The sequence below is a fragment of the Paenibacillus sp. LjRoot56 genome, from assembly GCF_964253335.1.
Lineage (GTDB): Bacteria > Bacillota > Bacilli > Paenibacillales > NBRC-103111 > Paenibacillus_E > Paenibacillus_E allorhizoplanae.
The window spans coordinates 932,066-958,063 of sequence record NZ_CAXURV020000003.1 but is presented as its reverse complement, the minus strand read 5'-3'; the positions used below and the strand labels follow the sequence as shown (position 1 = coordinate 958,063).

The following is a 25,998-nucleotide window of genomic DNA, read 5'->3' as shown; positions in this document are numbered from 1 at the left end:
GAACTGATAAGATGACTGTATCAGCACAAGTCGATAATCAAGCTGTTTTAACCCCTGAAGTGGAGGCTAATCGTAAGGCGGATTATCCTATTCATCCGCTGTTTCTGAACCGTTGGTCGTCGCGTGCTTTTGAAGAGAAGGAAGTAACGAATGAGACCTTGTACACGATACTGGAGGCTGCTCGCTGGGCACCTTCCAGCTCGAATCTACAGCCGTGGCGATTCGTAGTCGCTCAAACAGAGGAGCAGAAACAGAAGTTTCAATCGTTCATTAAGCCGAACAATCAATTGTGGACGAAGCATGCTCCTGTGCTGTTGCTGATCTTGTCTAACAAGTTCCGTCAGGATGGTGAACCAAGTGGTGCACATGCTTTTGATGCAGGTGCAGCTTGGGCATCCATCGCTTTTCAAGCGAACTTGTTAGGTCTGGCTACACGCGCTGTTGGCGGCTATGACAGAGAAAAGGCACGTGAAGTACTTCAAGTTCCAGCGGAGTATGAGCTTCATGCCGTGATTGCTTTGGGTTACCGTGGAGCACGTGAAACGTTGGCCGAAGACTTTCAACAGCGTGAGCTGCCGAATGGACGACGCGCATTGAGCGAGAGTATCATCGAAGGCTCTTTCTAGTTCGATGGACTCGTGGAATCGGCAGTTTGCAGCGTTGCTCTCTGTACAATTGCTTGTATCAACCGCGCACGGCATGTTCGTTCCCCTCTTGCCCAGCTTTCTTCAGGATGTTGGGCATGTGAGTGGGGATTCGCTTTACATATGGTCAGGCGCCATATTCTCGGCCAATTTCATGATTATGATGCTGCTCATGCCTTTCCTTGGGCGCATCGGAGATCGATACGGGCGTAAGCCTGTGATGCTATGGTCTGGATTTGGGATGACCCTCGTTACGGCTTGCATGTCGCTTGCCACCGAGCCTTGGCAGTTGGCGCTGCTGCGATTGGCACAGGGGTGTTTCACCGGCATCCTGCCATTCACCATGGTGCTGATCTTGATCGGTGCTGCCAAGAATAAGGTTGGCGTTTCGGCTGGCACCATGCAAATGATGGGCGAGACCGGATCGCTAATCGGACCACTGATTGCGTCTTCTTTGCTTACATTTTACTCGGTACGAGGCGCGTATCCGGCAATGAGTGTGTGCATTTTGCTTGCGACCGTCAGCGTACTTTGCTTTGTCAAAGAAGGTCCCCGTGCACCTGTTGTATCTAAAATGGAACGGAGCACCTTGCTAACGGACTGGAAGCACATTTGGCGGATGAAGCCGCTCCCCTCGTTGCTGCTTAGTAGCCTATGCATTAATTTCGCATTAGTGGGGACGAATCCGATTATCCCTTACTACGTGCGGCAATCCACGCATACGCTCGCCTTTCTCAACGATCAATGGCTGCTCGGCATCACCTTATCGGCGACCTCTCTCGCCGTTATCGTATTCTCCCCATTGCTGGGCATGCTCTCCGATCGCGTAGGACCTTTACTGTTGCTCAAAATAGCGACCAGCACCGCGTTTCTCCTCTGTATTGTGCAAGCTGTGACGCACCTGTACCCGCTCATTCTTGCATGTCGGTTTACGCTCGGCCTGTGTGTAGCGGGCATGATGCCCAACATTCAAGCTCAGGTGAGAGGCTTAGTCCGCAAGGGAATGGAAGGGCAGACCTTCGCCATGGTGAACTCATGGATGTTCCTGGGCTGCCTAACCGGGCCACTTCTCGGAGGCGTTATCGTCGCGCATTTCGGCATTCGTGGCTGGTTCATTACCGCTATGCTCGTTTTTGGCGTTAGTTGCTGGCAAGCTTTTCACATTGGAAGCTACCAATCGCGGAGGGCAGAGATGGAAGTGACTCAAGCCGTGACGCGCGTGTCGACAACTACAAATTAAAACGAAGCGAGCCCTTTGGGGCTCGTTTTTTTGCCTCATAAGAATGTATAAGTTCATGATAAGGCGGTTATATGTATCGTAAATATTCGGTGCTCCAGTCAAATAGTTGGATTTTATACAGTTATATTTTGGGGTTTTCCGATCAAATGCTTAATAAATGGAAAATATGCAGTTAATTTAATATAGTTTAGCTAACTTGAACATATAGAGCTGATTTTAACTACATATTTTCCAGTTAATACAAAATTGTAACTTACGTGTCCCTCCAAACCTACAAACGCCCCCAACACCGTCTGAAATCCCGTTCGATAGAAGTTTTTGTGGAAATATAGAATGGTTGTGTTTCACACAACTCCTCCTACCCCCCTTTTACTTTCCCCTCAAGGCATGATAATTTTATAAGTTAGAAGCAGAGCATTTTGAATTTAATGTTTCGTCCCCTTTGATAAGATGATGACAAGAACAACAATAGAGTATTGAGAGGGGCAATAATCGTATGAAAAAGCTCAGTCAAACAGTCGTAAGCGCTATCGTAGTTGGTGGCTTGTTGGCAGGATGTTCTTCCCAAAGTGATAATGGAGGCACAGCAAGCACATCTTCGTCATCCGTACCAAGCCAAACAGACACAGCCGTGAAAAAAGAAGAAAAAGTAAAACTTACATTTTGGAGAAACTCGGGGAATGATACAGAGAATGCAGCTTATGACAAGTTAGTAGCCTCTTTTATGCAAAAGTATCCGAATATTTCCGTGGAAATGACACCGATACCATACTCGGATTATGATACGAAATTGCGTGTATCCATCGCTTCTGGAAGTCCACCTGACATCATGGCCCTTGATGCGCCAACCGTTGGTTCGTATGCAAACGCGGGAGCTCTTAAACCATTAACTGCCTACTTCAAAGCAGACGGCAATATGGAGGATGTTCCGAAATCAACACTAGCTACCTACACGTATCAAAATGAAATTTACATGGCACCGCTGACCGAGTCTTCGATTGCGATGTTCTATAACAAGAAGCTATTCCAAGCGAAAGGCATTCCGCTTCCTTCCAAAAACCCCGATGAACCGTGGACATGGGATCAAGTTTTGGATGCTGCCAAGAAAGTGAACGATCCAGCGAAGGGGATCTTCGGTATCGATCCTGCGCAGGGCTTTGGTAACGCGGGAGGTACAGCTTACTTCAAGTATCCAATTATATGGCAGCTGGGTGGCGAGATCATGAGCCCAGATGGTAAAACGTCCAAAGGCTACCTTGATTCCCCGCAAACGAAAAAAGCCGTACAGTTCTTCTCGGATTTGTACAACAAAGATAAAGTATCTGCGCTGGAGTATCCACCGGATCCGTTCCCGAACGGCAAGCTGGCCATTACGATTGACGGCTCGTGGTCCTTGGCTAATTTGAAGGAGAAGTTTCCTAATTTCAAGTTGGGCGAAGACTATGATATTGCACCATTGCCAAAAGGAACAGCGCAAGCGGTAGCCAACGGCAGCTGGGCCCTCGGTATTTCCGGGAAAAGTAAGCATCCAGATGAAGCTTGGAAGTTTATCAACTGGGTAACTGGTGAAGAAGGTCAGAAAACGTATGCAGGTATGACGAAAGATATCCCATCCCGTTATTCTTCTGCAAAGGCGTTCCCAGAGCTGAATGAGTATCCGAAGAACATCTTCGTTATTCAGAATCAGAAGTACGGCAGACCGCGCCCAATCACGCCGATCTTCCCGCAAATGTCAGATGCTGTGAACAAAATGTTTGAGGATGTCACGATCGGCAAAAGAAACATTGATGCGTCTATCGCAGAGGCCGTTACGACAATTGATAAAGCGTACGCAGATGTCCTAGCACAGCAGAAGAAGTAAGCAGTTCCAGATAAGTGAGACGAATCATTTCGATGATCGTCTCTTTGTCGTTGTTTCTTCAGAAGGCCCAGAGGTATGATATAAAGAATCAGACATAACGGGGGGATATCATGTTTTTCTCATTGAGGAGCCGTTTGATGGCGGTTTTCTCGGTTCTACTGCTTCTCCCTTTTGCCACGTTGGCCTATATCCTTAGTGAGGAAGCGACCAAGTCAATCAAGTCGTCGATCGAAGCTTCAACCTCTCAAACGATCGAGCAGTTCGCCTCGCATGTGGGGACGCTGTTGACACAAGTGGAGGATACAGGCAATCAGGTAATGAGCTCCCGAGTCACACAGGACTGGCTGACCGTTCATTTGAACCCAGATAGCACCATTCAGGAACGAGTGCTCACGAAGCAACGATTGCGGGAGTATTTCTCCTCCTATGGGGTGAACAACTCCAGCGGCATTTCCATTAGTGCGTTCGCCGAAGATGCTGGCGGTGTGTGGACACAAGACAGAACCTACAAGAACAGCGCGTGGTTTCAGGATTTTATTAATGAAAACAAGCGTTGGACGACCGCACACAAGGATGTCGATCAGTCGGATGATTTTATGAGAGCTCGATCGATTAATAGCTTCCTTTTCCCACTCGTACAATTACAATCGCTAAAAAATATGGGCTTCATCAAAGTGAATTATCCAACAACCCTGCTTCGCAATGCCATTGAAAAGATTCATGTGGGGAAGACAGGGAAGGTTGTTTTGCTGACGCATGACGGCAACAGTGTGCTGGATCAGAATCTGTCTGAAGACAAGGACATGCTAGGGAAGGGGCTTCAGCTGATTGATGCACGTTATGACGGGGAAGCTAGTGGAATTTTCCCAATGGAGGCGAAAGGAGAGACGAATCTGCTCTTTTTCCGCAAGCTGCCTGCTCAGAATTGGACGATTATCGGGAGTGTACCTGAGGCTGAATTGTATGAAAAAATCACACACATTCGCCAAACGATGCTTGTCGTTAGTATTTTGTTGCTAATCGTTGCGATATTGGTAGCCTTTTGGCTGTCCGCAGGTATTACCAAGCCGCTGAGTGTGATGGGGAGAGCAATGAAACATGTAGAGCGCGGGGAGTTTCAGCAGGCGCTGCACATGATGCCGAAGGTTGGCCAGGGCCATAGTGAAGTGAACTATGTGACAAGGGTTTTCGAGCAGATGACCCATCGGCTGCGCTATTTAATCGAGACAGAGTTCGAGATGAACCTGCGTAGGAAAAATGCCGAGTACAAAGCACTGCTGCTGCAGATCAATCCGCATTTTTATAATAATACGCTTGAAATCATTAGTGGTCTGGCGGCGATGAAGCGGGAAGACCTTGTGATGGATGCGACGGAAGCTTTGGGCAAAATGATGAGATACTCGCTTAACCTGGGTAGTGATTTGGTTCGAGTAGCAGAAGAAATGGCGTATATCCGGGATTATTTGTTCATCCTTCATTTGAGGCATGAGGAGCGATTGCAAATTGTGATCGAAGAAGATCCCCAGGCAGCCCATTTCTTGATCGCCAAATTCATCATTCAACCTCTGGTCGAAAATGCGGTGAAGTATAGTTTAGAGAAGGATGGCGTTGCGCGGGTTACCCTAAGGACGAAGCTGCAAGAGAATAAATTACTGATCTCCGTGAAGGATAATGGCGTTGGCATGTCTCCGGAATTGGTTCAAAATCTACGGGAAGAGATCAAGATTGGTGATCCTGTAGCAATCCTCAGTACCGAGGGGCAGAGTATCGGGCTTCGCAATGTTTTATCCCGCTGTCGATTGAATTATGGTGAGCAATTTCATTTAGAGCTGCATTCCAAGCTTGGTGAGGGGACGGAACTCAACCTGATCCTGCCGCTGATAAGGAGCTGACAACCGAGATGTACAGAATCATGTTGATTGATGATGAGGTCGGCGTTCGAAATAGTATTAAAGCCAAAATCGATTGGACATCCGCCGGGTACGAAATTGCGCAGGAAGCGGCTAATGGTCTGGAAGCGCTGCAGCTTCTGGAGGCACATCCGCTGCCGGATGTTGTAATTACAGACGTTCGCATGCCGCAAATGGATGGGATTTCCTTCGTTAGCGTATGCAAGGAAAAGTACCCCGCGCTTCGTATTATTGTGCTCTCTGGCTACTCGGATTTTGAATATATGAAGGCTGCTATTCAGCTTGGGGTGAAAGATTATCTGCTCAAACCTGTGGTTCGCAGTGAGCTGATCGCACTTCTTGGTAAGCTAGCCGCGGAATTGGAAGAAGATCGCAATCGCTTGCGGGAGCAAGATCAAGAGGAAATCAAAAACCATCAACAACTTGTGCTGATGCAAGAGCAGCTTCTTTGGCAACTGGTGAAGGATGAATGGTTCAGCGTGTCCACCATGAAGGAGCGGATGGAGCAGTTACAGTTATCAACGTTAGCGGGTGACGATGTTCATGCTCAATTTGTAACCGTAGAGATGCGTATTCCACCAGGACGTTTGGACGATTGGAGTGAGCGGAAAGACTTGCTGTACTTAGCTTTTCAGATGTTGTGCCGGGAGTCCGCCGAGAAATGGGAGCACATCTATCCGTTCTACGCGATGAGTCACCCTGCGATGATACATTTTGTCATTCGGATTCAAAATGCCGAGCATGACCGCTTCTTGGCTGACTTCGTACGCAAGCTGAAGCGGGATATCCAAAGCTACCTCAAAGTAGATAGTGTGCTCGGTATTGGCGAGCCTATCCATGGTTTGAGGCAGCTCAAAGACGGCTATGCATCTAGCATGCTGGCTTGGAGTCAGGGCACGATCCATTCCGATAAGGCTGAGACGGATCGGAATATGCTCGCCATGACGCACGCCTTTTCACCTGAGGTGGAAAGAAGGTTGATGCAAACCATCGAAAATCTCGATATGCCTGCTTTTACTAAGCAGCTGCACGCTATTTTCGCTGCGGATCGAGATACGCCGATGTTTGTGTTCACCTTTTTGACACTGCGCATCATTCTCTTGTTTAACGCCATTGCTAAGAAATTCGAGCTCGGAGATATGTCTCTGCAGAGCTATCTCTGGAATTGCCAGATGACGGTGAGAGATTACTCCTCCCGGGAGCAGGTGCTCGAGCAGCTGCACGAAATGGCCAGGCTGGTCATGGAGGAAGTGAGGAAAACCAGGTTCTCAAGCGGTCAGCAAATGATGGAAGCTATTCGCAATTATGTGGATGAGAACTTTTCCTATGAACTCACGCTAGCCTCGTTGGCCCATATGTTTCATATTAATGAAACGTATTTATCTGGATTGTTTAAGCAGAGTGTGGGTGTGACTTTTAGTGATTATGTCACGAGGTTACGTTTGAGCAGGGCTGCGGATTTGCTCAAAGAAAGTGAGCTCAAACTAACGGATATTGCTACATTGGTGGGGTACTCTAGTTCGAGCTATTTTAGTACGGCTTTTAAGAAGTTTTATGGGAAGGGGCCGAAGGAGTATCGCGAGGAGAGTCAAAGTAAATCTGTATAGTTTTGTGCACCATACATGATACGCATAATAACAACATGTTTATCTAACTCATTGATCAAATAAAAAATAAGATAATTATCAACGATTAACTTGCGATATCCTCTGGTTTTTAGAGATTCTTCTAACAAAACGCTTCCTGAATACGGGAATCCAGCGAGGCTCATAATACTGGATTCAATCTTTACTAGCAGGTTGTCTGCAGCAGCTTGAGCCAATAATTTATGCGATACATAACTATAAATCTGCTCAAGAACGTCACTTGCTAATGGTGTGAATTTCAAACCATAATCATTTGTTTGCATATTTTTCTCTCAGCTTTTTAAAAACTGCCTCACCTTCTAATAATGGTAGTCCCTCAGCAATTTGCTTTTCAGCTTCAGCTAACTTTCTATAAACTTCAACTAGCGCAAGTTGACGTTCATAGGTTTCAATACTCATTACGACTAAGTCACCATATCCGTTCTTAGTAATAAAAATGGGTTCGTCTTGTTTATGACAAAGCTCAGAGATTTCAGTTGTATTTCTCAAATCTGTTATTGGTCGTATGTGAGGCATAATCAAACCACCTTTCGTTTATTTACATGTCATAATTATAGCATTATAATGTACATTTTTCAAATAACATATCTTTATAAATAAATGCAACTTTAGCCTCATCTAACAGATGAGGTTTTTTGGCACGCACCTGCAAATTATTTTAAAACACAACTCCCAATGATATTGAAATCTTTCTATTCGCTGACTCGGTACAATAACGATACATCGAAATAGACAGCCAGTTAGAGGGAGGAACCATGCGAAAGAAATTAGGATTATGGGTGGCAAGTGCCGCCGCGATCGTACTTCTGGGTTGGGGGGTGACGGCTTTGGTAGCAGGTGATGATATATCGACGGACTCCGCGGGGGAAGCGGCTTTCTCCTACGCAAAGGATCCGACTTATTATACGGAAAAGTTTCGTCCTCAGTATCACTTATCACCGGAATCAGGCAATCTAAGTGACCCAAATGGCATGGTCTATTTTGAAGGAGAGTATCATCAATTCTATCAAAATAGCGGCCAATGGGGTCACGCGGTTAGTCGCGATTTAATCCATTGGGAGCATTTGCCGGTCGCGCTAGCTAGGGATTCGCTCGGTGAAATTTGGTCAGGCAGCGCGGTTGTGGATGCGAAGGATACGAGTGGCTTCTTTGGCGGCAAGGCGGGTCTAGTCGCGATTTTTACGCATTTCAAAGGCGGCCTGCAATCTCAAAGCCTTGCCTATAGCACAGATAAAGGCCGGACGTGGACCAAATATGAAGGCAATCCAGTGATTCCGAATCCGGGCTTGAAGGATTTTCGAGATCCCAAAGTGATCTGGCATGAGCCTACGAAATCGTGGGTGATGGTGGTGTCGGTCGACAATCGAGTTCAATTCTATACATCGCCGGACCTGAAAGCTTGGAAGCTCGCAAGTGAGTTCGGAAGAGATCAAGGCTCGCACGCAGCGGTTTGGGAGTGTCCGGATTTGTTCGAACTGCCTGTAGAAGGCTCCAAAACGAAAAAATGGGTGTTAGCCGTCAGCATCGGTAGCAACAACACGACCAAAGGCTCCACGGCCCAATACTTCGTCGGAACATTTGACGGTCACACGTTCAAGAACGACAATCCAGCTTCTGATGTGTTGTGGACGGATTACGGGAAGGACTTCTATGCCGCTGTGTCCTATTCGGATATTCCGGCAAAGGATGGACGTCGCATTTGGCTGGGCTGGATGTCCAACTGGCGCTATCCGTTCGCGATGCCAACGGGTGCTTGGAAGGGCAATATGTCCATTCCGCGCGAGCTGAGACTGAGGAATATTCCTGATCAAGGCATACGCTTGATTCAGGAGCCGATCAAGGAATTGCAGACGCTGCGCGGCAAAGAAGTAACGGTGAAGAAGCAGAAGTTAGCAGCAGGGGTTAATCCTTTTGATCCTATAAAAGGAACATCTTATGAGCTAATCTCGGAGCTTACGGTTCAGCCGAATAGTAAGGTTGAATTTAAACTGCGCAAAGGAACTGATCAAGCAACGAAAGTCAGCTACGATGCTGAGACGGAAAAGCTAACGATAGACAGAACCCATTCGGGTATCACCTCATTCGAGAAAGGTTTCGCCGAGGAAGTATCGGCACCACTGCAGCTGAAGGATGGCAAGCTTAAGCTTCAATTCTTCGTGGATGAGGCTAGTTTGGAGGTATTTGCTAATGATGGCGAGGCTGTTGTTTCTAGCCTGATCTTCCCAGATCCCACGAGTAATCGACTGGAGCTGACCGCGTCAGAGGGCAATATCACGTTAGAAAAAGCACTGTTTTATCCGATGGGGACGGTTTGGCGGAAGGAAGATGTGGATGGCGCAACGCGACAAAGAGTAGTCTTGAACAAAACTACGCTTGATGTAGCGGTGAAAAGCAGCCAACTTATCGAAGCATCCGTTATTCCCCTGAGCGCACCTCAGGAGCTGAAATGGACATCTAGCGATGAAGGAATCGCGTCCGTTTCAGTGGTTAACGGAGGGGCAACGGTGAAAGGCGTTAAGACCGGGCAGGCTGAAATCAAGGCGACTAGTCAGGATGGAACGGTCATGTCGAGTCTCCAAGTGTATGTTTTTGATGGCAAATGACAGATGTGAATGGAGAGGTGAGTTATGGCTACTGCAGAAACGATGGAAACAATAAAAACGGTTAGTTCAAGCAAGAAAAAATCGCAAAGCTTTCGCAAGCATGAGCAAGCTACTGCCTTCTGGTTTATATTCCCGGCGATAGCCTTGCTGCTTGTGTTCGTATTCTATCCTATGTTGCAAGCTTTTCTAATCAGTTTCAAAAACTATTCCTTAGTCGGCGCCGGTGATGTGTTCGTCGGCATGGACAATTATGTGCATCTAATGAAGGATCGTGCCTTCTTTAATAGCTTGAAGCATTCGTTTTATTTCGCACTGATTGTGATTCCGATTCAGACGAGCATCGCACTTGGCCTTGCCCTATTAATTCAGAAGAAAACCGCGACAGCCGGGCTGTTCCGAACGCTTTATTTTATCCCGGTTATTATCTCGACAGCGGTGGCGGCTACGGTTTTTAAGCTCATTTATAACAAGGAGTTTGGCCTCCTGAACAGTGTGCTCAAAGCGCTGCATATGCCGGTTACAAGCTTCCTATCTGATCCGAAAACAGCGATGAACGGCATTATTGTGCTCGGAATTTGGAAGGGCGCCGGGTTTTTCATGATTATTTTTCTAGCAGGCTTGAACAATATCTCGCCCGATCTCTATGAAGCAGCCAGAGTGGATGGCGCATCACGGATTGGGCAGTTTACCAAAATCACGCTTCCATTATTGAATCGGACGATGTCCTTCGTGGTCATCATGACGACAATCGATGCGATCAAGCTCTCGGGCTTAGTTTTCGTACTGACTAATGGCGGACCCAATAGCTCAACGGAAACGGTTGTTTTCTATATTTATAAACAAGCTTTCACGCAAATGAGGATGGGGTACGCGACGGCGGCGGCTTTTGTGCTTTTCGCGATTGTATTGACCATTTCGCTGATCCAAATGAAGCTTTTTAACAAAGACACAGACTAACAACGAGGAGGGATTCGCTGTGAAGAGGCTAACAAACATCGTAACGATGATCGTCATGATCGTAATTGCTCTGATTTCTGTCGCTCCTATCCTATGGATGGTTACTGGCGCTTTTCGACCCTATCAGGAGCTTTTCAAATATACATCATTGAATATTCATTTAATAGTTCCCGTAGAATGGACATGGAAGAACTTCCATAATGTCATTTTTAATACGCGAAATCCGTTCTTACGCTATATCTGGAATACATTGCTCGTAGCTTCCATCGTAACGATACTGGTGCTGATCATTAATTCGATGGCGGCATTTGCGTTTGCGAAGCTCAGATTTCCCTTCAAAACGGTCGTATTTGCCTTATTCATGTCAGCGATGATCATCCCAGGTGAAGTAACACTCGTACCTAACTATTTGTTGATGCATGATTTGGGCTGGCTCAATTCGTATAAAGCACTTATTATTCCTTCGATGTTGTCCGTGTTCGGCATCTTTATGCTGCGGCAATTTTTCGCGGAAGTTCCGAACGAAATGATGGAGGCTGCACGGATTGATGGAGCGACATTGCCGCGCACTTTTGTAGCGATCGTGCTGCCAGCTGCCGTGCCTGCGCTAATTACGCTCGGACTGATGACTTTCCTAGGAAACTGGGACTCCTATCTGTGGCCGCTTATTGTGATCAATGATCAGAAAATGCAGATGATCCAAGTCGGGATCTCTACGTTTTCCTCGAATGAGGGGACAGATTGGTCGAAGGTTTTGGCGGCGAATACGCTATCTACTGTGCCAATTCTCCTGCTTTTTCTATTTTTGCAGCGTTACTATATTCAGGGGATTACGATGTCGGGCATTAAGGGTTAAATGGTTTAGGGTAAAAAGAAAGGAGCAGATGGCATGAACTACGATGTAGTTGCGCTTGGGGAGTACTTAATTGATTTTACACCTTATGGTCGATCCGAAGCGGGACAGCCGTTGTTTGAGCGCAACCCAGGCGGAGCACCAGTAAATGTGGCAGCTGCGTTGGCGAAGCTCGGCAAGAAAACGGGGTTCATCGGGAAAGTGGGCAGCGATCCATTCGGTGCGTATTTACGGGAAACTTTGCTCGATGTGGGCGTGTCAGATCGTGGGCTAGTTGAGACGGACGAGGCGCATACGACGATGGCTTTCGTCCAGCTGGATGCAGATGGAGATAGATCGTTTCATTTTGCAAGGCATCCTGGCGCTGATCAGCTGTTGAGAGCGGATGAGTTGAATCATGCCATGCTGGGGGAGACACGGATTTTTCATTTTGGCTCGATTTCAATGACGGCGGAGCCTGCTTATACAGCTACTCTAAAAGCTGTTCAGTTTGCGAAGGATAAGGGAGCGCTTATTTCCTATGACCCGAATTGGCGTCCTTCCTTGTGGCGGGATGAGGAGCATGCACTAGAAGTAATTCGAGTTGGCCTAAGCCTCGCAGATGTGGTAAAGGTTTCCGAAGAGGAGCTTGTCTTCTTGACGGCTGAACAGGATTTAGAAAAGGCAGCGAGAAAACTAATTGAACAGTATGGAATTACGTTGCTTTTGGTCACGGCAGGAGGAGCGGGTTCTTTTTATCAGATGAAGGATTGGTGGGGCAAGGTAGAGAGCTTCCCCGTTCTTACGCTTGATACGACTGGTGCTGGGGATGCGTTTTTCGGGGCATTGTTATATAAATTGTTGGAAAAGGGAAAGGCGTTGCAGTTGTGGGAAGAAGAGGAGCTTCAGCTAGCATTGCGCTTTGCGAATGCGGCGGGAGCTTTGGCGACAACTCGGAAAGGTGCGATTCCGTCGCTTGGAACAATGGAGGAAATTCAAGCGTTGATACGAGATGGAGCTAGGGAGGATGTTCTAGGATGAGTCAGCAGACAGAAAATGGAATGAATCAGCTCCACATGGAACGCGTGGAACAAGCGAATCAAGCGTTGGGGCAAGCCATCAAGTCAATCGCGGAGGATGGATATAGGCTTGGTTATCACCTTATGCCTCCAGCGGGCTGGATGAATGATCCAAATGGGCTTATTTATTGGAATGGAGAGTATCATGTGTTTTATCAGCATTATCCCTATGAGTCGAAATGGGGTCCGATGCATTGGGGGCATGCCAAAAGTAAGGATTTGGTGCACTGGGAGCACTTGCCTATCGCCTTGGCGCCTTCCGAAGATTATGATAGCGGGGAAACGGGTGGTTATGGCTGTTGGTCGGGCAGTGCAGTCGATAATAACGGCGTTCTGACATTGGTCTATACGGGGCATGTAGATGGACGAACGCCGATGGAGGTGCAGTGTCTCGCGACCAGCACGGATGGGGTTGCTTTTAACAAATCAGTGGCTAATCCTATTATTGGTGCCGCACCGGAGGAGGGTGGGTTCGGCTTCCGCGATCCGAAGGTTTGGCAGCATGACGGTCAGTGGTACATGGTCGTCGGTTATGGAAAGGACGGCTTGGGCAAAGCGCTGATGTACACGTCTTCTGATTTGCTCACATGGCGCTATTTAGGTGTTGCAGCAGAGAGTGACGGCACCATGGGCGATATGTGGGAGTGTCCTGATTTATTTCCACTAGGTGATGGGGATGACCATGTGCTCATTATTTCCCCGATGAACATGGGAGCTACAAAAACGATGTATCTCACTGGCAAATTAAACTATGAAACAGGAAAATTCGATTACCGCGATGCCGAACGATTGGATTACGGGTTTGATTTCTATGCGCCGCAAACGTTGGTGGACGGACAGGGACGGCGCATCCTGATGGGATGGATGAACATTTGGGGCGCTCAAATGCCGGAGCAAATAGATGGCTGGATGGGGGCTTTTACTTTGCCGCGCGAGTTGACGCTAGCAGAGGATGGCACGTTGAGGATGCAGCCTGTGGCGGAACTGGCGGTGCTGCGGAAGAGCAGGGAGTTCGTCGATCGACAGATGATTCCTGCGGAATCGATCATTTCATTGGCCGCTATTCAAGGCGACCAATTAGAACTGATTGCCGTGTTTAACACAAAGGGATCTAGCGGGGAGGCAGTGTTTGGACTTCTCATTCGTTGCTCTGAGGATGGATCTGAGTACACGGAAGTTTCGTATTCCGTAGCGGAGCATACACTCCGCGTTGATCGTACACACGCCGGTTCAGGTGAAGCCGGTGTGAGCGAAGCTCAGGTGGAACCGATGGAGGATGGGAGCATCAAGCTGCATCTCTTCGTGGATCGTTCTTCGTTGGAACTGTTCGCGAATAACGGGGTGAAAACGATAACGAATCGGATTTATCCGAATGGTGACAGTCTAGGTGTTAAGCTTTTTGCAAGGGATGGTGAAGTTTGTTTAGAAAGTTTGGACGCATGGCAAATGTCATTGTAGATACAACAGAATAACCAATTTTAAACAAGCGAGCATTCCGCGAAGCCAGGTGGTATAATAGGTTAAACGTTTCAACAAACCTGGCGAGGAGTGTAATAGATGACGACAATTCAGAAGGGTTGGGCTCAAGAAGCATGGGCACAAACCGTAGCGAAAGTAGACAAAACAAGTAAACGCATTGGTGATGGGTTCCCACATGCAAGTGTAGGCGGAGAGTATAAACTGGAGCCTGCTTACTGGTGGACAGCGGGCTTCTGGCCTGGGTTATTGTGGTTATTATATCGTGACACCAAGGATGAGGGTTTGAAGCAGTTGGCTGAGTCTTGTGAGCAGCAGTTGGATCAAGTTGTAACGGACTACTATCGTCTGGATCATGATATCGGCTTCATGTGGACGTTGACGAGTGTTGCTCGTTACAAGCTAACGGGTGCAGATGATTCGAAGCGCCGCGCTCTGCTCGCGGCGAATCTGCTGGCTGCACGTTTCAACGTGAAGGGCAGTTACATTCGCGCTTGGAACCCTTGGCGCGAAGGCGAGGACAATGCAGGCTGGGCGATTATCGACTGCATGATGAACCTGCCGTTGCTGCACTGGGCTACGCTGACTACAGGCGACCCGCGCTTCAAAGAAATCGCCGTAAGGCATGCCGACATGGCGGTCGATCACTTTATTCGTCCCGATGGATCGGTGAATCATATCGTGATTTTTGATCCTGCCACTGGCGAGAAGCTTTCCGTAAACGGTGGGCAAGGCTTTGCGCCTGAATCGGCCTGGTCGCGTGGAACCGCGTGGGCGATTTATGGTATGAGCCTCAGCTACAAGTACACGGGCGATGAGAAGTATTTGCATGCGGCCAAGCGTGCAGCACATTTCTTCCTGGCTAACCTGCCGGAAGATCATGTGCCACATTGGGATTTCCGCTTGCCAGATGGCATTCCGGCGTACCGCGACTCCTCGGCAGGCGCGTGTGCGGCTTGCGGTTTGCTCCTGATCGCGGAGCAAGTGAACGGCCAAGAGGCATCCCTCTACCGCGAAGCGGGGGAGCGTATCTTGCACTCGCTGTACACGAACTACGGTGCGTGGGATACCGAAACCGAAGAAGGGTTAGTCACCCACGGAACAAGCCATTATCCAGAGGGGAAAAACATCGACGTGCCGCTCATTTATGGCGACTACTACTTCGTAGAGGGTCTTTCCCGATTGCTCGGGCATGGCGAGTTGTTCTGGTAGGTCTAGTTAATTTGATAAGAGAGTTGTCTTTCAGCAGCTATAGCTGCTGGAGGACAGCTCTTTTTTACGTTGTTTCCACGTCGTCGCTCCAGCACTCCAGGAACAATAACTGGATTTCCTACATCTAAATTCAAGCCAAACACGCTTTTGACGCGAATAGCTGTATTTCCTCCAGTTAATTCAGGTCATTCCTGCCGGATGTATCGATTTGGGCGAAATTAGCTACATAATTTCCATTTATATGCAATAAACAGATTAATCAGCCAGAATTAGCTGTATAATTTCCATTTAAATTCCACGAGGCGGCGGGGGTGTGTGTGGCAGGGAGTTGCTGGGTTGTGGTGGGAGGTGCAGGTTAAGTGCGGTGGCAGGGAGTTGCTGGGTTGTGATGGTGAGGTGCAAGTAAAGTGCGGGGCAGGGAGTTGCTGAGTTGTGGTGGTAAGGGTGCTAGTAAAGTTCGGTGACAGGAAGTTGCTGAGTTGTGGTGATAAGGTGCTAGTGAAGTTGGTGACAAGGTGTTACTAGAGTGTGGCTGGCAGTCTCCACAAAAAGACTTTTACTACAGTAAATCGACATCTGCCCTCATTGTTGGTCCCATGCCCTGAAACCTATAATTAACACATAAGACAAATAGATAGTGTAGGTGAGAGCAGATGAAATCCGCTACTGTGAATGAGGTTGTTCAGCGGTCAACCCAAGCATGAAAGAAAAAAGGTTGGTGGAAATACGTCCTACAGCATCGGGCATTTTATATCATGCTGATTCCTGGACTCGCCAGAGGGCTCGAATCGAACCGCTTCCAACAACTATATGAACGGATTCAGTGCAACGACACGGGCGAAACTGGATTTTGTCTCGGTACACGATTACAGTACGTATGTCGATGTGAATCATTTTGGTAAACCGCTGATCGCGACGGAGGTTAGCAATTTCCAAACCGCCAATGATCCGAGCATCACGGATGGGTTGAAGTGGGCGAATATGATTGCCGCCGATTTGAAGCGAGGCGAGCGGGGCTGGATTTACTGGTGGGCAGTGAATCCCGCTGCAAGTACCTCAGGTGAAGGGCTCATTAATCTAGGGGCCAATAATTCGTACACGGTGAATAAAAGACTTTATGTCATGGGGCAATTCAGCCGTTACCTGCGTCCGGACGATACCCGCATTCTGGCATCCTCTAGTGACAGCAACCTTGTTGCTATTGGGGGGAAGAATGGGACGGGGCGCGCATCTGTTGTGCTGATCAATAACAGCACGGCAGCCATTACGACGACGATTAGTGGTCTGACGTTGGCTAATGTGTCTGGACGACGAACCAGTGCTACGGAGGATCTGGCCAAATTGACGGATATGGCTGTGACTGGCGGTGCTATTACGGTTACACTGCCAGGTAAATCCGTATCAAGTTATGTGGAGTTTTAGGCGGGGAGGCTAGTTTAGGTTGTGCTAGAGTTGGGTATCCTTTTACTAGAGTGTAAGAAATCTAGTGAAAAGGTGGAGTGTTTCGATGTCAACGATACTAAAGCCAATCATTCCTAGTAAAATTGCAGAGTCCATTGAGAGTCTACGTGGCGAAGGTTGGACGGCGGATGATTTTTTGAATTTTCCGCGATATGACGAAGAGTGTCCCGAGGCGCGTGTGTTGTATCACTTTTTTCGGAACAATCGTGTAACCTTTGCGGCGGCGATCATTAATAGTTATCATGTACAGGAGATGCAACAGTAACTGATAGATATACAGAGATCCTTATCCAGTTGAGACTGGGTGGGGGTCTTTTTTTGCATCATCAGGTAATTCCAAAAGCCTCTCCAGCACTCGTGATAGTCGAAATAATGGACTAATGCACCTCCAAAAGCCCCTATCGTAGCTGAGATAGTCGAAAAAATCGACTTAGAGCAGAGAACCGTGCTCAGAGAGTTGCGAGAAAATAGGGCAAGCTGATCTGAATGCGGATATGTTGGTTAAAAAGTAATTCAATCAGAATTATGTTATGTTAAGTGACATTAATATGATTTTATCAGCGTGTCCAGCGCTTGATCACTATTTATGTGATATTAATTGACATTCTTTTATTTTGTAAGTATACTCTAATTAACCGCACGACGATGTGCAACTAATATTCGAGGCAATGGCGCCTATCCTACCACAGGATAGGCGTTTTCTGTCTTTTTGAAAGGGTGAATACGATGATGAAACACATGAAGAACCTTGTTTTGTTTATCCAATGTCTGCCTGTTGCTTTGAGATGGTACTAGTCATTCATGTTAGGTTTCAATACGTAAGCTCCCATTTGTTATAGACAACTTTTAACGCGGTCGCTCGTCTAAGGGTGACTGCGCTTAAAGGTTTTTTGTCGTTTTTATCTAAACTTCATACTTTGGGCAAACTTTCATGATACGATGATGGCAAAGCAATGTGAATAGGTTGCATGATTAGGATGGAAGGGAAGTCGCGGAATGCCAGATGAACAATTAGCGGTATTAGATGTATACATTGAACAGGCCGGCTACGATGAGGTGCCGGATATTATTAAGGGGATTCATTTTACAGTGAGGCAAGGGGAGCTCGTGGGATTGTTAGGTCCGAATGGTGCCGGCAAAAGCACGACCATCAAGAGTCTACTCGGTTTGTTGAAGGATTTTAAAGGGAAAATCTCCTTCATGGGTGAAAACAAAAGCTATGCCTATATTCCCGAGCATCCCATTCTGTATGATGAGTTGACGTTATGGGAGCACATGGAGTTCGCGGCATCGGTATATGAGTTGGATCGCACCGTGTTCTTAGAGCGTGCTGACGATCTCTTGCATCGGTTCCGTCTATTAGATGAGAAGCATCAATTGCCTGGGAAATTTTCCAAAGGGATGCAACAGAAGATCATGCTCATTCTTGGTTTTTTGAATAAACCCGATGTGTATATCGTGGACGAGCCCTTCATTGGGCTAGATCCGAAGGCGATCAAGGATTTCTTGGGGATGCTGGAAGAGGAGCGGCAGCGCGGGGCAGGCATTCTGATGAGTACCCACGTGCTAGATACAGCGGAGCGGATTTGCAGTTCATTTGTACTGCTTTCGGGTGGCAGATTGGTAGCGAACGGAACCCTGCAAGACATTCAAAAACAATGCGACATGCCGGATGCTACGTTATTCGACTGCTTCCATTCCTTACTATGAGAGGGGGCGAGAGTGGGTTGAATAGCAGTTTCCAGGTTTTTACACGCAGAGTACGTTCGGATTTGAAATTTCAGTATCGAGCCTTGCGGATGGCCGTCGATTGGGTTATCGCCATATATTTCGTCATTCCTCTGCTGATCGTGGCGGGCTATCATTATTACGCGTGGTACATGACGCCTCCTGCCTGGTTAAGCGGGATATCCATACATACGGTGGCTACACTTTTTTACATTCTCACATGGTTAGGCACGTTGCGTTACTTTGTCGAAGAAGGCGATCAGTTGTTTCTCCGGCAAAATGAAGGTTGGTTTCGACATCTCATGCATCTCGGCTACCGGTATTCGGTGGTGCTGCAAGGGATTACGTCGTTGCTAGTTACGCTTCTTTTCCTACCACTATTAGTACCTGTTTATTCGTTTAGCATCGTGCAGGTCGTGTGTTTTTGGCTGCTTACTTACGTGGTGAAGCTAAACATCGGCCTCATTCGACAATTGCTAGCGCTTCGCTTCCAACGCTTCCTGCTATGGTTGCTTCGTATTGTGATTTTTGCAGCAGGCGTATTCGTATTCCAATGGTTAGTTGTGGAGATCAGGGATCAACTACTGTACAGTTGGCTAGTCATCTTGTTACTGGCCGGTACTTTCCTGTTGCTAACTCGGACACGACTGCGTGAAAAAGGTACCTTCTTCGCGGATGTCGCGCGCGAACGTGATGCACGGATGCGGATCGTTTCTCTCATGTTAATCCGTGTGATGGAGCGCAAAAGAAAACCAACCCGCAGATATCCGCTTCTGTTCAGCAGATCGCAGCGATTGCTCAAAGGAAAAGGAGCTGGCACGGGCATTGCTGAGCTATTAGTGAAATCGTATTTCCGAAATGGTCTGCAATGGCGGCAATCCATTCAGTTTGTTATCGTCATCAGTGGCGCTCTGTTTATTTTGCCAGGTGCGATTAAAATTCTCGTATGGATTCTTGCGGCTGTCTTGCTTGTCTTCTGGCGCAAATCGTTCTGCAAGGATGAACTGACGGCGCCATTCCTGTCCCTATTCCCGATTCAAGATCCGATGAAACACCAAGCCATTCAGACAGCCATTCCGATCTTAGTGCTGCCAGCGATGATGGTCATTAGCTTAGTAGCAGGCATCTCGATGTTTACTTGGTGGGGACCGATTGTGATGATGGGAGTAGCGGTGCCGCTAACGTATGGAACTTCTTCGGTGTTTACAAGTTGGTATTGAGTAGGTTTTTATGCAAGGGAATCAAAGGGGAGTCAGGATGTTCTGGCTGCTCCTTTTCTCTTGGAATAGAACAAGGGATTATAGCGGATGCTACCCAATAATTCCCTCTACAAGGAAATGAAAGAGAGGCAAGTTTTGATGGAACTTTTGTTGCCTTTATTCATTGTGGCAGCAGTAATCGTAACAGCTACACTGCTTAATAAGCGTTATCCCCGAATCCCGTTGCCCTTTTACTTAATTGGTTTAGGAGCTTTGGTGTCATGGCTGCCATTCGTTCCTACGGATTTCGATTTTGAACCAGAAGCCTTTATGGTCTGTCTCATTGCACCCATTTTATTTGGAGATGGCCGTGTCATCTCACGCAAAGAATTGCTGGAGTACCGCAAGCCTATTTTGCTTATGGCGTTATGGCTTGTCGTTATTACCGTCATAGGTATTGGATATTTTATTCATTATCTGATACCCGCGATGCCGCTACCCGTCGCATTCGCTCTAGCAGCCGTCATGTCTCCAACAGATGCCGTTGCTGTGAAGTCGATGACAAGGGGAAGGACGTTCCCCAAAGGTTTAATGCCGATCTTAGAGGGGGAGTCGTTGCTTAACGATGCGGCAGGTCTTGTTTCCTTCAAGGTAGCTTTGGGTGTTGTGATGACAGGTGTCTTCTCGGTCCGATCAGCAGCATGGGAATTTCTGCTTGTCGCCATAGGTGGCATTATCGTTGGGCTCGTACTAGGTGCACTCTTGGTTAATTTCAGGCTATTTTTGAGAAGAAAAGGGCTGGAAGAAGTTAACTCGCTCGTCACCATTCAGTTGCTGACACCGTTCGTGATCTATTTGGTTGCTGAGGAAATCCATGTTTCAGGGATCTTAGCCGTCGTAGTTGCGGGGATTGTGCACGGGTTAGAGCGTGATCGGTTACAGCAAACAACGACCAAACTACACATCATCTCGACCAATACATGGTCAGTGCTTAGCTTCATTTTGAATGGACTCGTATTTGCCTTGCTCGGCTTGTTGCTGCCAGAGGTCATAACAGGATTAGTGCATAGTGGTGAGGGTTCTATCTTGAAGGAGCTTGGATTAGCGGTTGCGATCTACGCGGCGCTATTTGCGGCTAGGTACATCTGGGTCTATCTCTTTCACGATGAGTTCGTTCCTTCTAATCAAAGGACGACAGAGCCGAATACATATACGAGCAGAAGGAGTTTTGCTCTTGCTGCTAGTTTTTGCGGTGTCCACGGTACGATCACGTTAGCAACGGCGTTGTCGATCCCTTTCGAATTATCTGATGGGACGGCCTTCCCTCTGCGCCATACCATTTTGTTTATTTCGGCCAGTGTAATCTTGATCAGTATGTTAGCTGCTACATTCGCAATGCCGTTTATTGGAAAATCAGTCACCGCGGCAACCTCCGACCAAGCAGCCTTGTCGTTGAAAGAAGCAAGTATTCTGCTGGCTAAGAGAACGATTCAAGCACTCAAATCGGAGAAAAATGAGGATAACTACGATGCTACTCTCGCGGTTGTTCAACAGCTAGAGGAGCAAATACGGATGGACTGTTATGGAACGGTCAAAGTATCGGGGTCTTACATTCGTGAACTTCAACAAATTGGGCGAACAGCCGAAGCCGCTAGGTTGGCGGAATTGATTGCGCAAGGTGTCATTTCGCCGCAGTTGCAGTCTGTATTTACTTTATTGCATCAGCCGCAGTCGGAATCGTTCTTTCTTGCAAGGATGCAATATCTCTGGGTTAGATTAAAACTGAGCCTTCTGAACCGTAAGATTCAGCAGCACCGAAGAGAAGGGCTTCCAGAGAGATTTAGGTCCGTCACAGAGATGTTTGAAGAGCTGCAATCGATTGAGAAGCAGCTGCAAGAGGCAGCGGTTACAGCCATTCGCAAACAGCAATCGCCGAAGCATCAGTTAGAAGCGCTGCTCGTTATCCAACACTACGCTCGCAGTCAGAAACAGGACGGTAAGTGGTTAAGCGCGCATTCGGAAGTCGAATTCCTGCATCAACTGAAGATTGTTCAATTGCGAAGCGTACAGATGAAGCGGGATGGGATACAAGAGTTGGAAGAGGCTAATCAAATCTCAAGCGGAACTGTTCTTGAATTATTGCAGGCGATCAATTATGAGGAAATGCTTATTTTGGACAATGGCGAGAAGTAGAATAGATACATCTTATAGGAAAGGGCCTTCCCCTAGTCACTAGGTGGAAAGCCCTTTTTCTCACCACATAAGAATTTATAAGTTTCCGATTCTCGAAAGTACAAATTCTAATTGGCGATAAAAACTACATTTAAAACGCTTCTCATTTTTTCGATCGCAGCAAAAACCATTCCACGACAACAAGATTGATGATCAAACTCAAGCACACGTTGATGTTGAGAATCTCTGCAACCATCTGGGCTCGCCCACCTTCAGGAAGATGGAACCCGTGCATAGCTAGATAAAGGAGAATGCAGATCGGAACGATGACCCTAGCAGATACGGCAACGAGTGTGATGGCATAACTTCGCATCATCCAGATCCGATGCTGGGCGAGCTGCCCTTTGACCGCAAAGCGGAAACCATTCCACGTGGTGATCAGCCAAAGTACACTTAAGACCAGGAACGCCATGGCTTTCGTGAAGTTTTCTGCGTAGAAGCTTAAGACAAGACCTAGACATCCGCTTATCATAATGCTAAAGACATAGATCCGTCCAAGCGCTCGATGCAAGGCTGGATAGTTGGTGCGAAAGCGTGCCTGGAATTGGAACAAGCCGCTGATAAGAGCAACCAAAGCAAGCGCAATATGACTTGTCAGCACGATGTAGTGCAAAGGGAAATTCGCATCAAGCGTAACACGACTGTTCGCTGGATTTAAGGTGATATAAGGGAATATCGCCACGATCGCAATCGTAATAATGATGAAAATCGAGATTATTCCTAGCTTTTTACTCATATATGGCTATATCCCCCGTTAATTGACTCACTCCTCTCCCATTGTAAATTGTAGATCTAAACAGATGGTTATTTAATTCTTAAAAGAATCTAAAGTGCTTGCGTATGCAAATATCTCTGCCAGCATAATAAACCTCCATATTGTGGTAGTATTATAAAATATAAGCATTTATTACGTCATGGAGGTGCTCAGAAATGCGAACAAATAAAATACCACAAATACTTTCAGTCATCGTACTGACAGGTCTGATCACTTGGGCCGTTGTGAATGACGTCTCGAGCCGTAAAGTTATGAGTGCTCCTGAGCTTAAGGTGGATGATAAATCAGACACTTCAACCTGGTCAGCTTCTCCTGAACCGTTATTTGATGGCAAAAATAATGAAAAGCTGAAGCCATTTATGGGGCTGATGTCAGGTTCAATTGCACTTCAATATGATGGGCCGCAACAGAAGCTTGCAGTTAGTTTTGATTATTGGAATGATGGCGTGAAGAAGAATACGTTAGCGGGCATGAGCATGATCATGATGGAGAAGGACAAAGACACAATGGGTAATTACCATTTTGATGGTGATTTTGTTTATTCGTTTAAGGATCGCCAAGACCCTAACGGTGCAGTCTATAGCGAGCTGGAGTATGCAATCATCGAACGTAATGGTTACTATAGTTCGACAATCAGAGTGACTAAACCTGAGGGAATTGGCCTGACAGGTGAAATGAAATTACAACAGAGCGTCAAAGTGCCGCAAAATGAAAGTATCGTGGTATGGGGTTTGCAAGGAACCGATAAACAATCGATGTTATCGTATTCGACCATAGCAGAAACGCTGAAAATTGCCAAATGGGCAATGACCGTCCGACTAGGTTTTATCGGGCCCAATGAGGAATTGTAATCCGCAATGTTATGTGTTTTAGTGCAAATTTATATGTGATTCAATGCATGTATTCTTCTAGAAAATAACACTATGATTAGTTCATAAGTTCATATTATAGTGCAAAGATACTGGAGGGGTACTTATGCTGCATCCATTCATGGGAATCAAGGATTGGGATCGTATCGGCATGTCCGTAGAGGAATCAGCCAAAACGTTACAACGAATTGCTTATGTCGATCGCCGCCATATGCGGATCGAGGCTGCGCATATGGCGGCTAGACCTGAATATGAAATAAAAGGAGCGCTTGCGCGCTTGAGCTCGCAGGATGCGGAGCATCACGATCAATTCCGCAATCGAATTAAGCAGTTGCGCATGAGCACGGTTGCATTCGATAAATGTCCAGACGCATCGCTCAATGAGCTCATGCAAACGGTGCTGAATTCAGCAACAACGTTGTGTTTGTTGACTGCACTCTTTGACGTGGTGAAGCCTGCGCAAATTGCGGCTATTCATGCCTATAGAGGCAAAGCGCAGCCTCTCGTTGATGAACCTACACTTCATATCTTGAAGCATCAACTCATCGACCGCGTGGAGCAAATGGACTGGGGGCGCGAGGCGCTTCAATATCTGCTGCAATCCGCATCGGAAACGGAGAAGGAACAAGCGCAGCATTGGAGAATGTATGTGGAACAGCTGCTTGCAGCAGCGGGCGGTGTAACAGGATGGGAGGAACGAGTTCCCGTAGATCCATCTGCTCGGATCATCACCGAACCATTCGCCATGCCGCAAATTAGTACGCGAGACAGTCGTTTTACCCCACAAGTAGTGAAAATGCAGGGGTTGAACATCCCGGACAATGTGGAAGGTCGATTCATGACGATGATGCTGGCGAGGTATTTCGAGATGTCTCCAGCGGAAGGCGTGGCTTATGTCCATTTCACAACCGAGGGCAAGCCTTGGCATTTCTATCGCGATACGGCTAGGCATATGTGGGACGAGGTTCGCCACAGTTGGTTCGGCGAGGCTGCTCTTCGTGCGAAGGGGTACGATGTGTATCAATTCCCCAACTGGACGGGGTGGTACGATATGACAGCACAGCTATTCGAGGGCACTGAAGCTTATTCGCATTTGACGATTGCCATTGAGAAGGCAGCAATGAAGTATCCACCAGGCAAGCGCGAGGAGTGGGAGTTCTGCCGCGATCTCGCGAAGGATCCGCTTATGACGACGTTTCAAGATTTTGACTGGGCAGATGAGGTTGTGCATGCAGGCTTTGGACAGCGTTGGATGATTGAAGATGTTCATGGCGGCGACGCGCGTGCGGCACAGGAAGAAGCTGAGCGAACAGTGAAGAAACGTGCCGTGTACATGGAGGCGTATGGTGATCTGAATAAAAATAAACCGGCGGGTAGCCTAGGAGGCTATTAATACGAATGATGGGAAAATTCGATATAACCAGGATCAATGATGGCTCTAATCGCCCTCCACGGCTCGAAATTCATCAATCCATGTGGGCCATGATGGAGTTAGAAGCTGAGCTTTCGCTTGAGGCAAAACTTGAGCGTATTGCAGGTGCAGGTTTTACTGGCATCTTGGCGAGAGTGCCGGAAATAGATGCTAGGGATGAGTGGAAACGGTTGCTGAAACAATACAGTCTGAACTTTGGCTCGCATTGTTTCCCATTCAGCGCGGGTGACTTATCGGCACATATTCAGCATGCCGCTGATATGGATATGCTGTATGTGAATGGTCAGGTGGCGGACTCTTTTGTGATTGACGAAGGGGCCATTGATCTGCTTGGTGGGCTCGCCACTGTGTCAGCTGCGCATAGTATGCCATTTTGTGTAGAGACGCATCGCGGCAAAATTACACAAGACCTAATTCGTACTGTGCAATACGCGCAAGCGCTGCCAAATCTGCGGTTTACGCTGGATATCTCCCACTATGTGCTGGCAGGGGAAATGACGGAGAAGCAAGAAAAGGCGGAGCCTCTTCTTGATGTGGTGCTGCAACGAACGTCAGCAATTCATAGCCGTATATCATCGGGCGAACAAATTCAAGTCGATGCTGGCTATTCGGATGCGATGCTGGCGCGTTATGAGCAATGGTGGACGCAAGCGATGCGCTATTGGCTTCAAGGGGCTAAGCCTGGTGATGTGCTTCCTTTCGTCTGCGAGCTTGGTCCTGCACCTTATGCGATCAGGGGGCAAGATAGTCGAGAGCTCTCCAGTCGGTGGGAGCAAGCCTTGATTTTGAAAAATGTGGCGCAAGCTTGCTGGAAACGTGCTACAGTAGAGTAAAAAAAGCGA

At 47.4% G+C, this 25,998-nt stretch carries 22 protein-coding genes; 19 read left to right on the top strand and 3 right to left on the bottom strand.

Going from position 1 to position 25,998, the window contains the following annotated elements:
- The first annotated feature begins 11 nt into the window (after window positions 1–11).
- From ACSQ8O_RS23330 to ACSQ8O_RS23310, 5 genes are all read left to right on the top strand, one after another.
- A complete protein-coding gene (locus tag ACSQ8O_RS23330; RefSeq protein ID WP_436243558.1) occupies window positions 12–626 on the top strand; it encodes a nitroreductase family protein in 615 nt (204 codons plus the stop codon).
- A 4-nt stretch (window positions 627–630) separates the two neighbouring features.
- Entirely contained in the window at window positions 631–1,884 is a 1,254-nt protein-coding gene (locus ACSQ8O_RS23325; protein ID WP_436243557.1) for an MFS transporter, read from the top strand.
- Between the two features lie 496 nt (window positions 1,885–2,380).
- Window positions 2,381–3,745, top strand: coding sequence for an ABC transporter substrate-binding protein (locus ACSQ8O_RS23320; protein ID WP_436243556.1), 1,365 nt, complete (start codon window positions 2,381–2,383; stop codon window positions 3,743–3,745).
- A gap of 137 nt (window positions 3,746–3,882) precedes the next feature.
- Window positions 3,883–5,637: a cache domain-containing sensor histidine kinase gene (locus tag ACSQ8O_RS23315; protein WP_436243555.1), complete on the top strand. Its 1,755-nt coding sequence runs from the start codon at window positions 3,883–3,885 to the stop codon at window positions 5,635–5,637.
- Between the two features lie 8 nt (window positions 5,638–5,645).
- On the top strand, window positions 5,646–7,262 hold the full coding sequence (locus tag ACSQ8O_RS23310) for a response regulator transcription factor (RefSeq protein ID WP_436243554.1): 1,617 nt from the start codon (window positions 5,646–5,648) through the stop codon (window positions 7,260–7,262).
- Here the strand turns inward: ACSQ8O_RS23310 and ACSQ8O_RS23305 are convergent.
- Together ACSQ8O_RS23305 and ACSQ8O_RS23300 are read right to left on the bottom strand one after the other, a co-directional pair.
- Window positions 7,244–7,564, bottom strand: a complete 321-nt coding sequence (locus ACSQ8O_RS23305) for a type II toxin-antitoxin system RelE/ParE family toxin (protein WP_436243553.1) — start codon at window positions 7,562–7,564, stop codon at window positions 7,244–7,246. The two genes, ACSQ8O_RS23310 and ACSQ8O_RS23305, sit on opposite strands and share 19 nt — an antisense overlap.
- Window positions 7,551–7,817, bottom strand: a complete 267-nt coding sequence (locus tag ACSQ8O_RS23300) for a type II toxin-antitoxin system prevent-host-death family antitoxin (protein ID WP_436243552.1) — start codon at window positions 7,815–7,817, stop codon at window positions 7,551–7,553. The genes ACSQ8O_RS23305 and ACSQ8O_RS23300 overlap by 14 nt, the downstream gene beginning before the upstream one ends.
- Before the next feature lie 239 nt (window positions 7,818–8,056).
- Between ACSQ8O_RS23300 and ACSQ8O_RS23295 the strand changes: the two genes are divergently transcribed.
- The 11 genes from ACSQ8O_RS23295 (at window position 8,057) to ACSQ8O_RS23245 (ending at window position 22,041) form a co-directional block, all read left to right on the top strand.
- Window positions 8,057–9,904, top strand: a complete 1,848-nt coding sequence (locus tag ACSQ8O_RS23295) for a GH32 C-terminal domain-containing protein (protein WP_436243551.1) — start codon at window positions 8,057–8,059, stop codon at window positions 9,902–9,904.
- 24 nt (window positions 9,905–9,928) lie between these two features.
- Complete coding sequence (locus ACSQ8O_RS23290) at window positions 9,929–10,861, top strand: carbohydrate ABC transporter permease (protein ID WP_436243550.1); 933 nt, start codon at window positions 9,929–9,931, stop codon at window positions 10,859–10,861.
- Between the two features lie 19 nt (window positions 10,862–10,880).
- Complete coding sequence (locus ACSQ8O_RS23285) at window positions 10,881–11,717, top strand: carbohydrate ABC transporter permease (protein ID WP_436243549.1); 837 nt, start codon at window positions 10,881–10,883, stop codon at window positions 11,715–11,717.
- A gap of 33 nt (window positions 11,718–11,750) precedes the next feature.
- Window positions 11,751–12,734, top strand: a complete 984-nt coding sequence (locus tag ACSQ8O_RS23280; protein WP_436243548.1) for a carbohydrate kinase family protein — start codon at window positions 11,751–11,753, stop codon at window positions 12,732–12,734.
- Window positions 12,731–14,230, top strand: coding sequence for a glycoside hydrolase family 32 protein (locus ACSQ8O_RS23275; RefSeq protein ID WP_436243547.1), 1,500 nt, complete (start codon window positions 12,731–12,733; stop codon window positions 14,228–14,230). Before ACSQ8O_RS23280 ends, ACSQ8O_RS23275 begins: the two co-directional genes overlap by 4 nt.
- Window positions 14,231–14,329: 99 nt before the next feature.
- Window positions 14,330–15,460: a glycoside hydrolase family 88 protein gene (locus ACSQ8O_RS23270; protein ID WP_436243546.1), complete on the top strand. Its 1,131-nt coding sequence runs from the start codon at window positions 14,330–14,332 to the stop codon at window positions 15,458–15,460.
- An 810-nt stretch (window positions 15,461–16,270) separates the two neighbouring features.
- On the top strand, window positions 16,271–16,882 hold the full coding sequence (locus ACSQ8O_RS23265) for a hypothetical protein (RefSeq protein ID WP_436243545.1): 612 nt from the start codon (window positions 16,271–16,273) through the stop codon (window positions 16,880–16,882).
- 85 nt (window positions 16,883–16,967) lie between these two features.
- The gene (locus ACSQ8O_RS23260; RefSeq protein WP_436243544.1) at window positions 16,968–17,186 is read left to right on the top strand and encodes a hypothetical protein; all 219 of its coding nucleotides are present in this window, start codon (window positions 16,968–16,970) and stop codon (window positions 17,184–17,186) included.
- Window positions 17,187–17,917: 731 nt separating this feature from the next.
- Entirely contained in the window at window positions 17,918–18,631 is a 714-nt protein-coding gene (locus tag ACSQ8O_RS23255; RefSeq protein ID WP_056623385.1) for an ABC transporter ATP-binding protein, read from the top strand.
- Window positions 18,632–18,648: 17 nt separating this feature from the next.
- Window positions 18,649–19,869, top strand: a complete 1,221-nt coding sequence (locus tag ACSQ8O_RS23250) for an ABC transporter permease (protein ID WP_436243543.1) — start codon at window positions 18,649–18,651, stop codon at window positions 19,867–19,869.
- Between the two features lie 138 nt (window positions 19,870–20,007).
- Window positions 20,008–22,041 carry a Na+/H+ antiporter gene (locus ACSQ8O_RS23245; RefSeq protein WP_436243542.1) on the top strand — a complete coding sequence of 678 codons (2,034 nt, stop codon included), beginning with the start codon at window positions 20,008–20,010 and terminating at the stop codon, window positions 22,039–22,041.
- Between the two features lie 142 nt (window positions 22,042–22,183).
- Here the strand turns inward: ACSQ8O_RS23245 and ACSQ8O_RS23240 are convergent, their stop codons facing one another.
- Window positions 22,184–22,816: a DUF2306 domain-containing protein gene (locus ACSQ8O_RS23240; RefSeq protein ID WP_436243541.1), complete on the bottom strand. Its 633-nt coding sequence runs from the start codon at window positions 22,814–22,816 to the stop codon at window positions 22,184–22,186.
- A 194-nt stretch (window positions 22,817–23,010) separates the two neighbouring features.
- On the opposite strand from ACSQ8O_RS23240, the gene ACSQ8O_RS23235 reads away from it, so the two are divergent.
- From ACSQ8O_RS23235 to ACSQ8O_RS23225, 3 genes are all read left to right on the top strand, one after another.
- Window positions 23,011–23,706: a hypothetical protein gene (locus ACSQ8O_RS23235; RefSeq protein WP_436243540.1), complete on the top strand. Its 696-nt coding sequence runs from the start codon at window positions 23,011–23,013 to the stop codon at window positions 23,704–23,706.
- Between the two features lie 124 nt (window positions 23,707–23,830).
- The gene (locus ACSQ8O_RS23230; RefSeq protein ID WP_436243539.1) at window positions 23,831–25,117 is read left to right on the top strand and encodes a hypothetical protein; all 1,287 of its coding nucleotides are present in this window, start codon (window positions 23,831–23,833) and stop codon (window positions 25,115–25,117) included.
- A gap of 5 nt (window positions 25,118–25,122) precedes the next feature.
- The gene (locus ACSQ8O_RS23225; protein ID WP_436243538.1) at window positions 25,123–25,989 is read left to right on the top strand and encodes a sugar phosphate isomerase/epimerase family protein; all 867 of its coding nucleotides are present in this window, start codon (window positions 25,123–25,125) and stop codon (window positions 25,987–25,989) included.
- Window positions 25,990–25,998 lie beyond the last annotated feature (9 nt).

Excerpts from the sequence above, each read along its gene's own strand:
- ACSQ8O_RS23330 (WP_436243558.1), top strand. The coding sequence starts at position 12 with ATGACTGTATCAGCACAAGTCGATAATCAAGCTGTTTTAACCCCTGAA.
- ACSQ8O_RS23325 (WP_436243557.1), top strand. The coding sequence starts at position 631 with ATGGACTCGTGGAATCGGCAGTTTGCAGCGTTGCTCTCTGTACAATTG.
- ACSQ8O_RS23320 (WP_436243556.1), top strand. The coding sequence starts at position 2,381 with ATGAAAAAGCTCAGTCAAACAGTCGTAAGCGCTATCGTAGTTGGTGGC.
- ACSQ8O_RS23315 (WP_436243555.1), top strand. The coding sequence starts at position 3,883 with ATGGCGGTTTTCTCGGTTCTACTGCTTCTCCCTTTTGCCACGTTGGCC.
- ACSQ8O_RS23310 (WP_436243554.1), top strand. The coding sequence starts at position 5,646 with ATGTACAGAATCATGTTGATTGATGATGAGGTCGGCGTTCGAAATAGT.
- ACSQ8O_RS23305 (WP_436243553.1), bottom strand. The coding sequence starts at position 7,564 with ATGCAAACAAATGATTATGGTTTGAAATTCACACCATTAGCAAGTGAC.
- ACSQ8O_RS23300 (WP_436243552.1), bottom strand. The coding sequence starts at position 7,817 with ATGCCTCACATACGACCAATAACAGATTTGAGAAATACAACTGAAATC.
- ACSQ8O_RS23295 (WP_436243551.1), top strand. The coding sequence starts at position 8,057 with ATGCGAAAGAAATTAGGATTATGGGTGGCAAGTGCCGCCGCGATCGTA.
- ACSQ8O_RS23290 (WP_436243550.1), top strand. The coding sequence starts at position 9,929 with ATGGCTACTGCAGAAACGATGGAAACAATAAAAACGGTTAGTTCAAGC.
- ACSQ8O_RS23280 (WP_436243548.1), top strand. The coding sequence starts at position 11,751 with ATGAACTACGATGTAGTTGCGCTTGGGGAGTACTTAATTGATTTTACA.
- ACSQ8O_RS23275 (WP_436243547.1), top strand. The coding sequence starts at position 12,731 with ATGAGTCAGCAGACAGAAAATGGAATGAATCAGCTCCACATGGAACGC.
- ACSQ8O_RS23270 (WP_436243546.1), top strand. The coding sequence starts at position 14,330 with ATGACGACAATTCAGAAGGGTTGGGCTCAAGAAGCATGGGCACAAACC.
- ACSQ8O_RS23265 (WP_436243545.1), top strand. The coding sequence starts at position 16,271 with ATGAACGGATTCAGTGCAACGACACGGGCGAAACTGGATTTTGTCTCG.
- ACSQ8O_RS23260 (WP_436243544.1), top strand. The coding sequence starts at position 16,968 with ATGTCAACGATACTAAAGCCAATCATTCCTAGTAAAATTGCAGAGTCC.
- ACSQ8O_RS23255 (WP_056623385.1), top strand. The coding sequence starts at position 17,918 with ATGCCAGATGAACAATTAGCGGTATTAGATGTATACATTGAACAGGCC.
- ACSQ8O_RS23245 (WP_436243542.1), top strand. The coding sequence starts at position 20,008 with ATGGAACTTTTGTTGCCTTTATTCATTGTGGCAGCAGTAATCGTAACA.
- ACSQ8O_RS23240 (WP_436243541.1), bottom strand. The coding sequence starts at position 22,816 with ATGAGTAAAAAGCTAGGAATAATCTCGATTTTCATCATTATTACGATT.
- ACSQ8O_RS23235 (WP_436243540.1), top strand. The coding sequence starts at position 23,011 with ATGCGAACAAATAAAATACCACAAATACTTTCAGTCATCGTACTGACA.
- ACSQ8O_RS23230 (WP_436243539.1), top strand. The coding sequence starts at position 23,831 with ATGCTGCATCCATTCATGGGAATCAAGGATTGGGATCGTATCGGCATG.
- ACSQ8O_RS23225 (WP_436243538.1), top strand. The coding sequence starts at position 25,123 with ATGATGGGAAAATTCGATATAACCAGGATCAATGATGGCTCTAATCGC.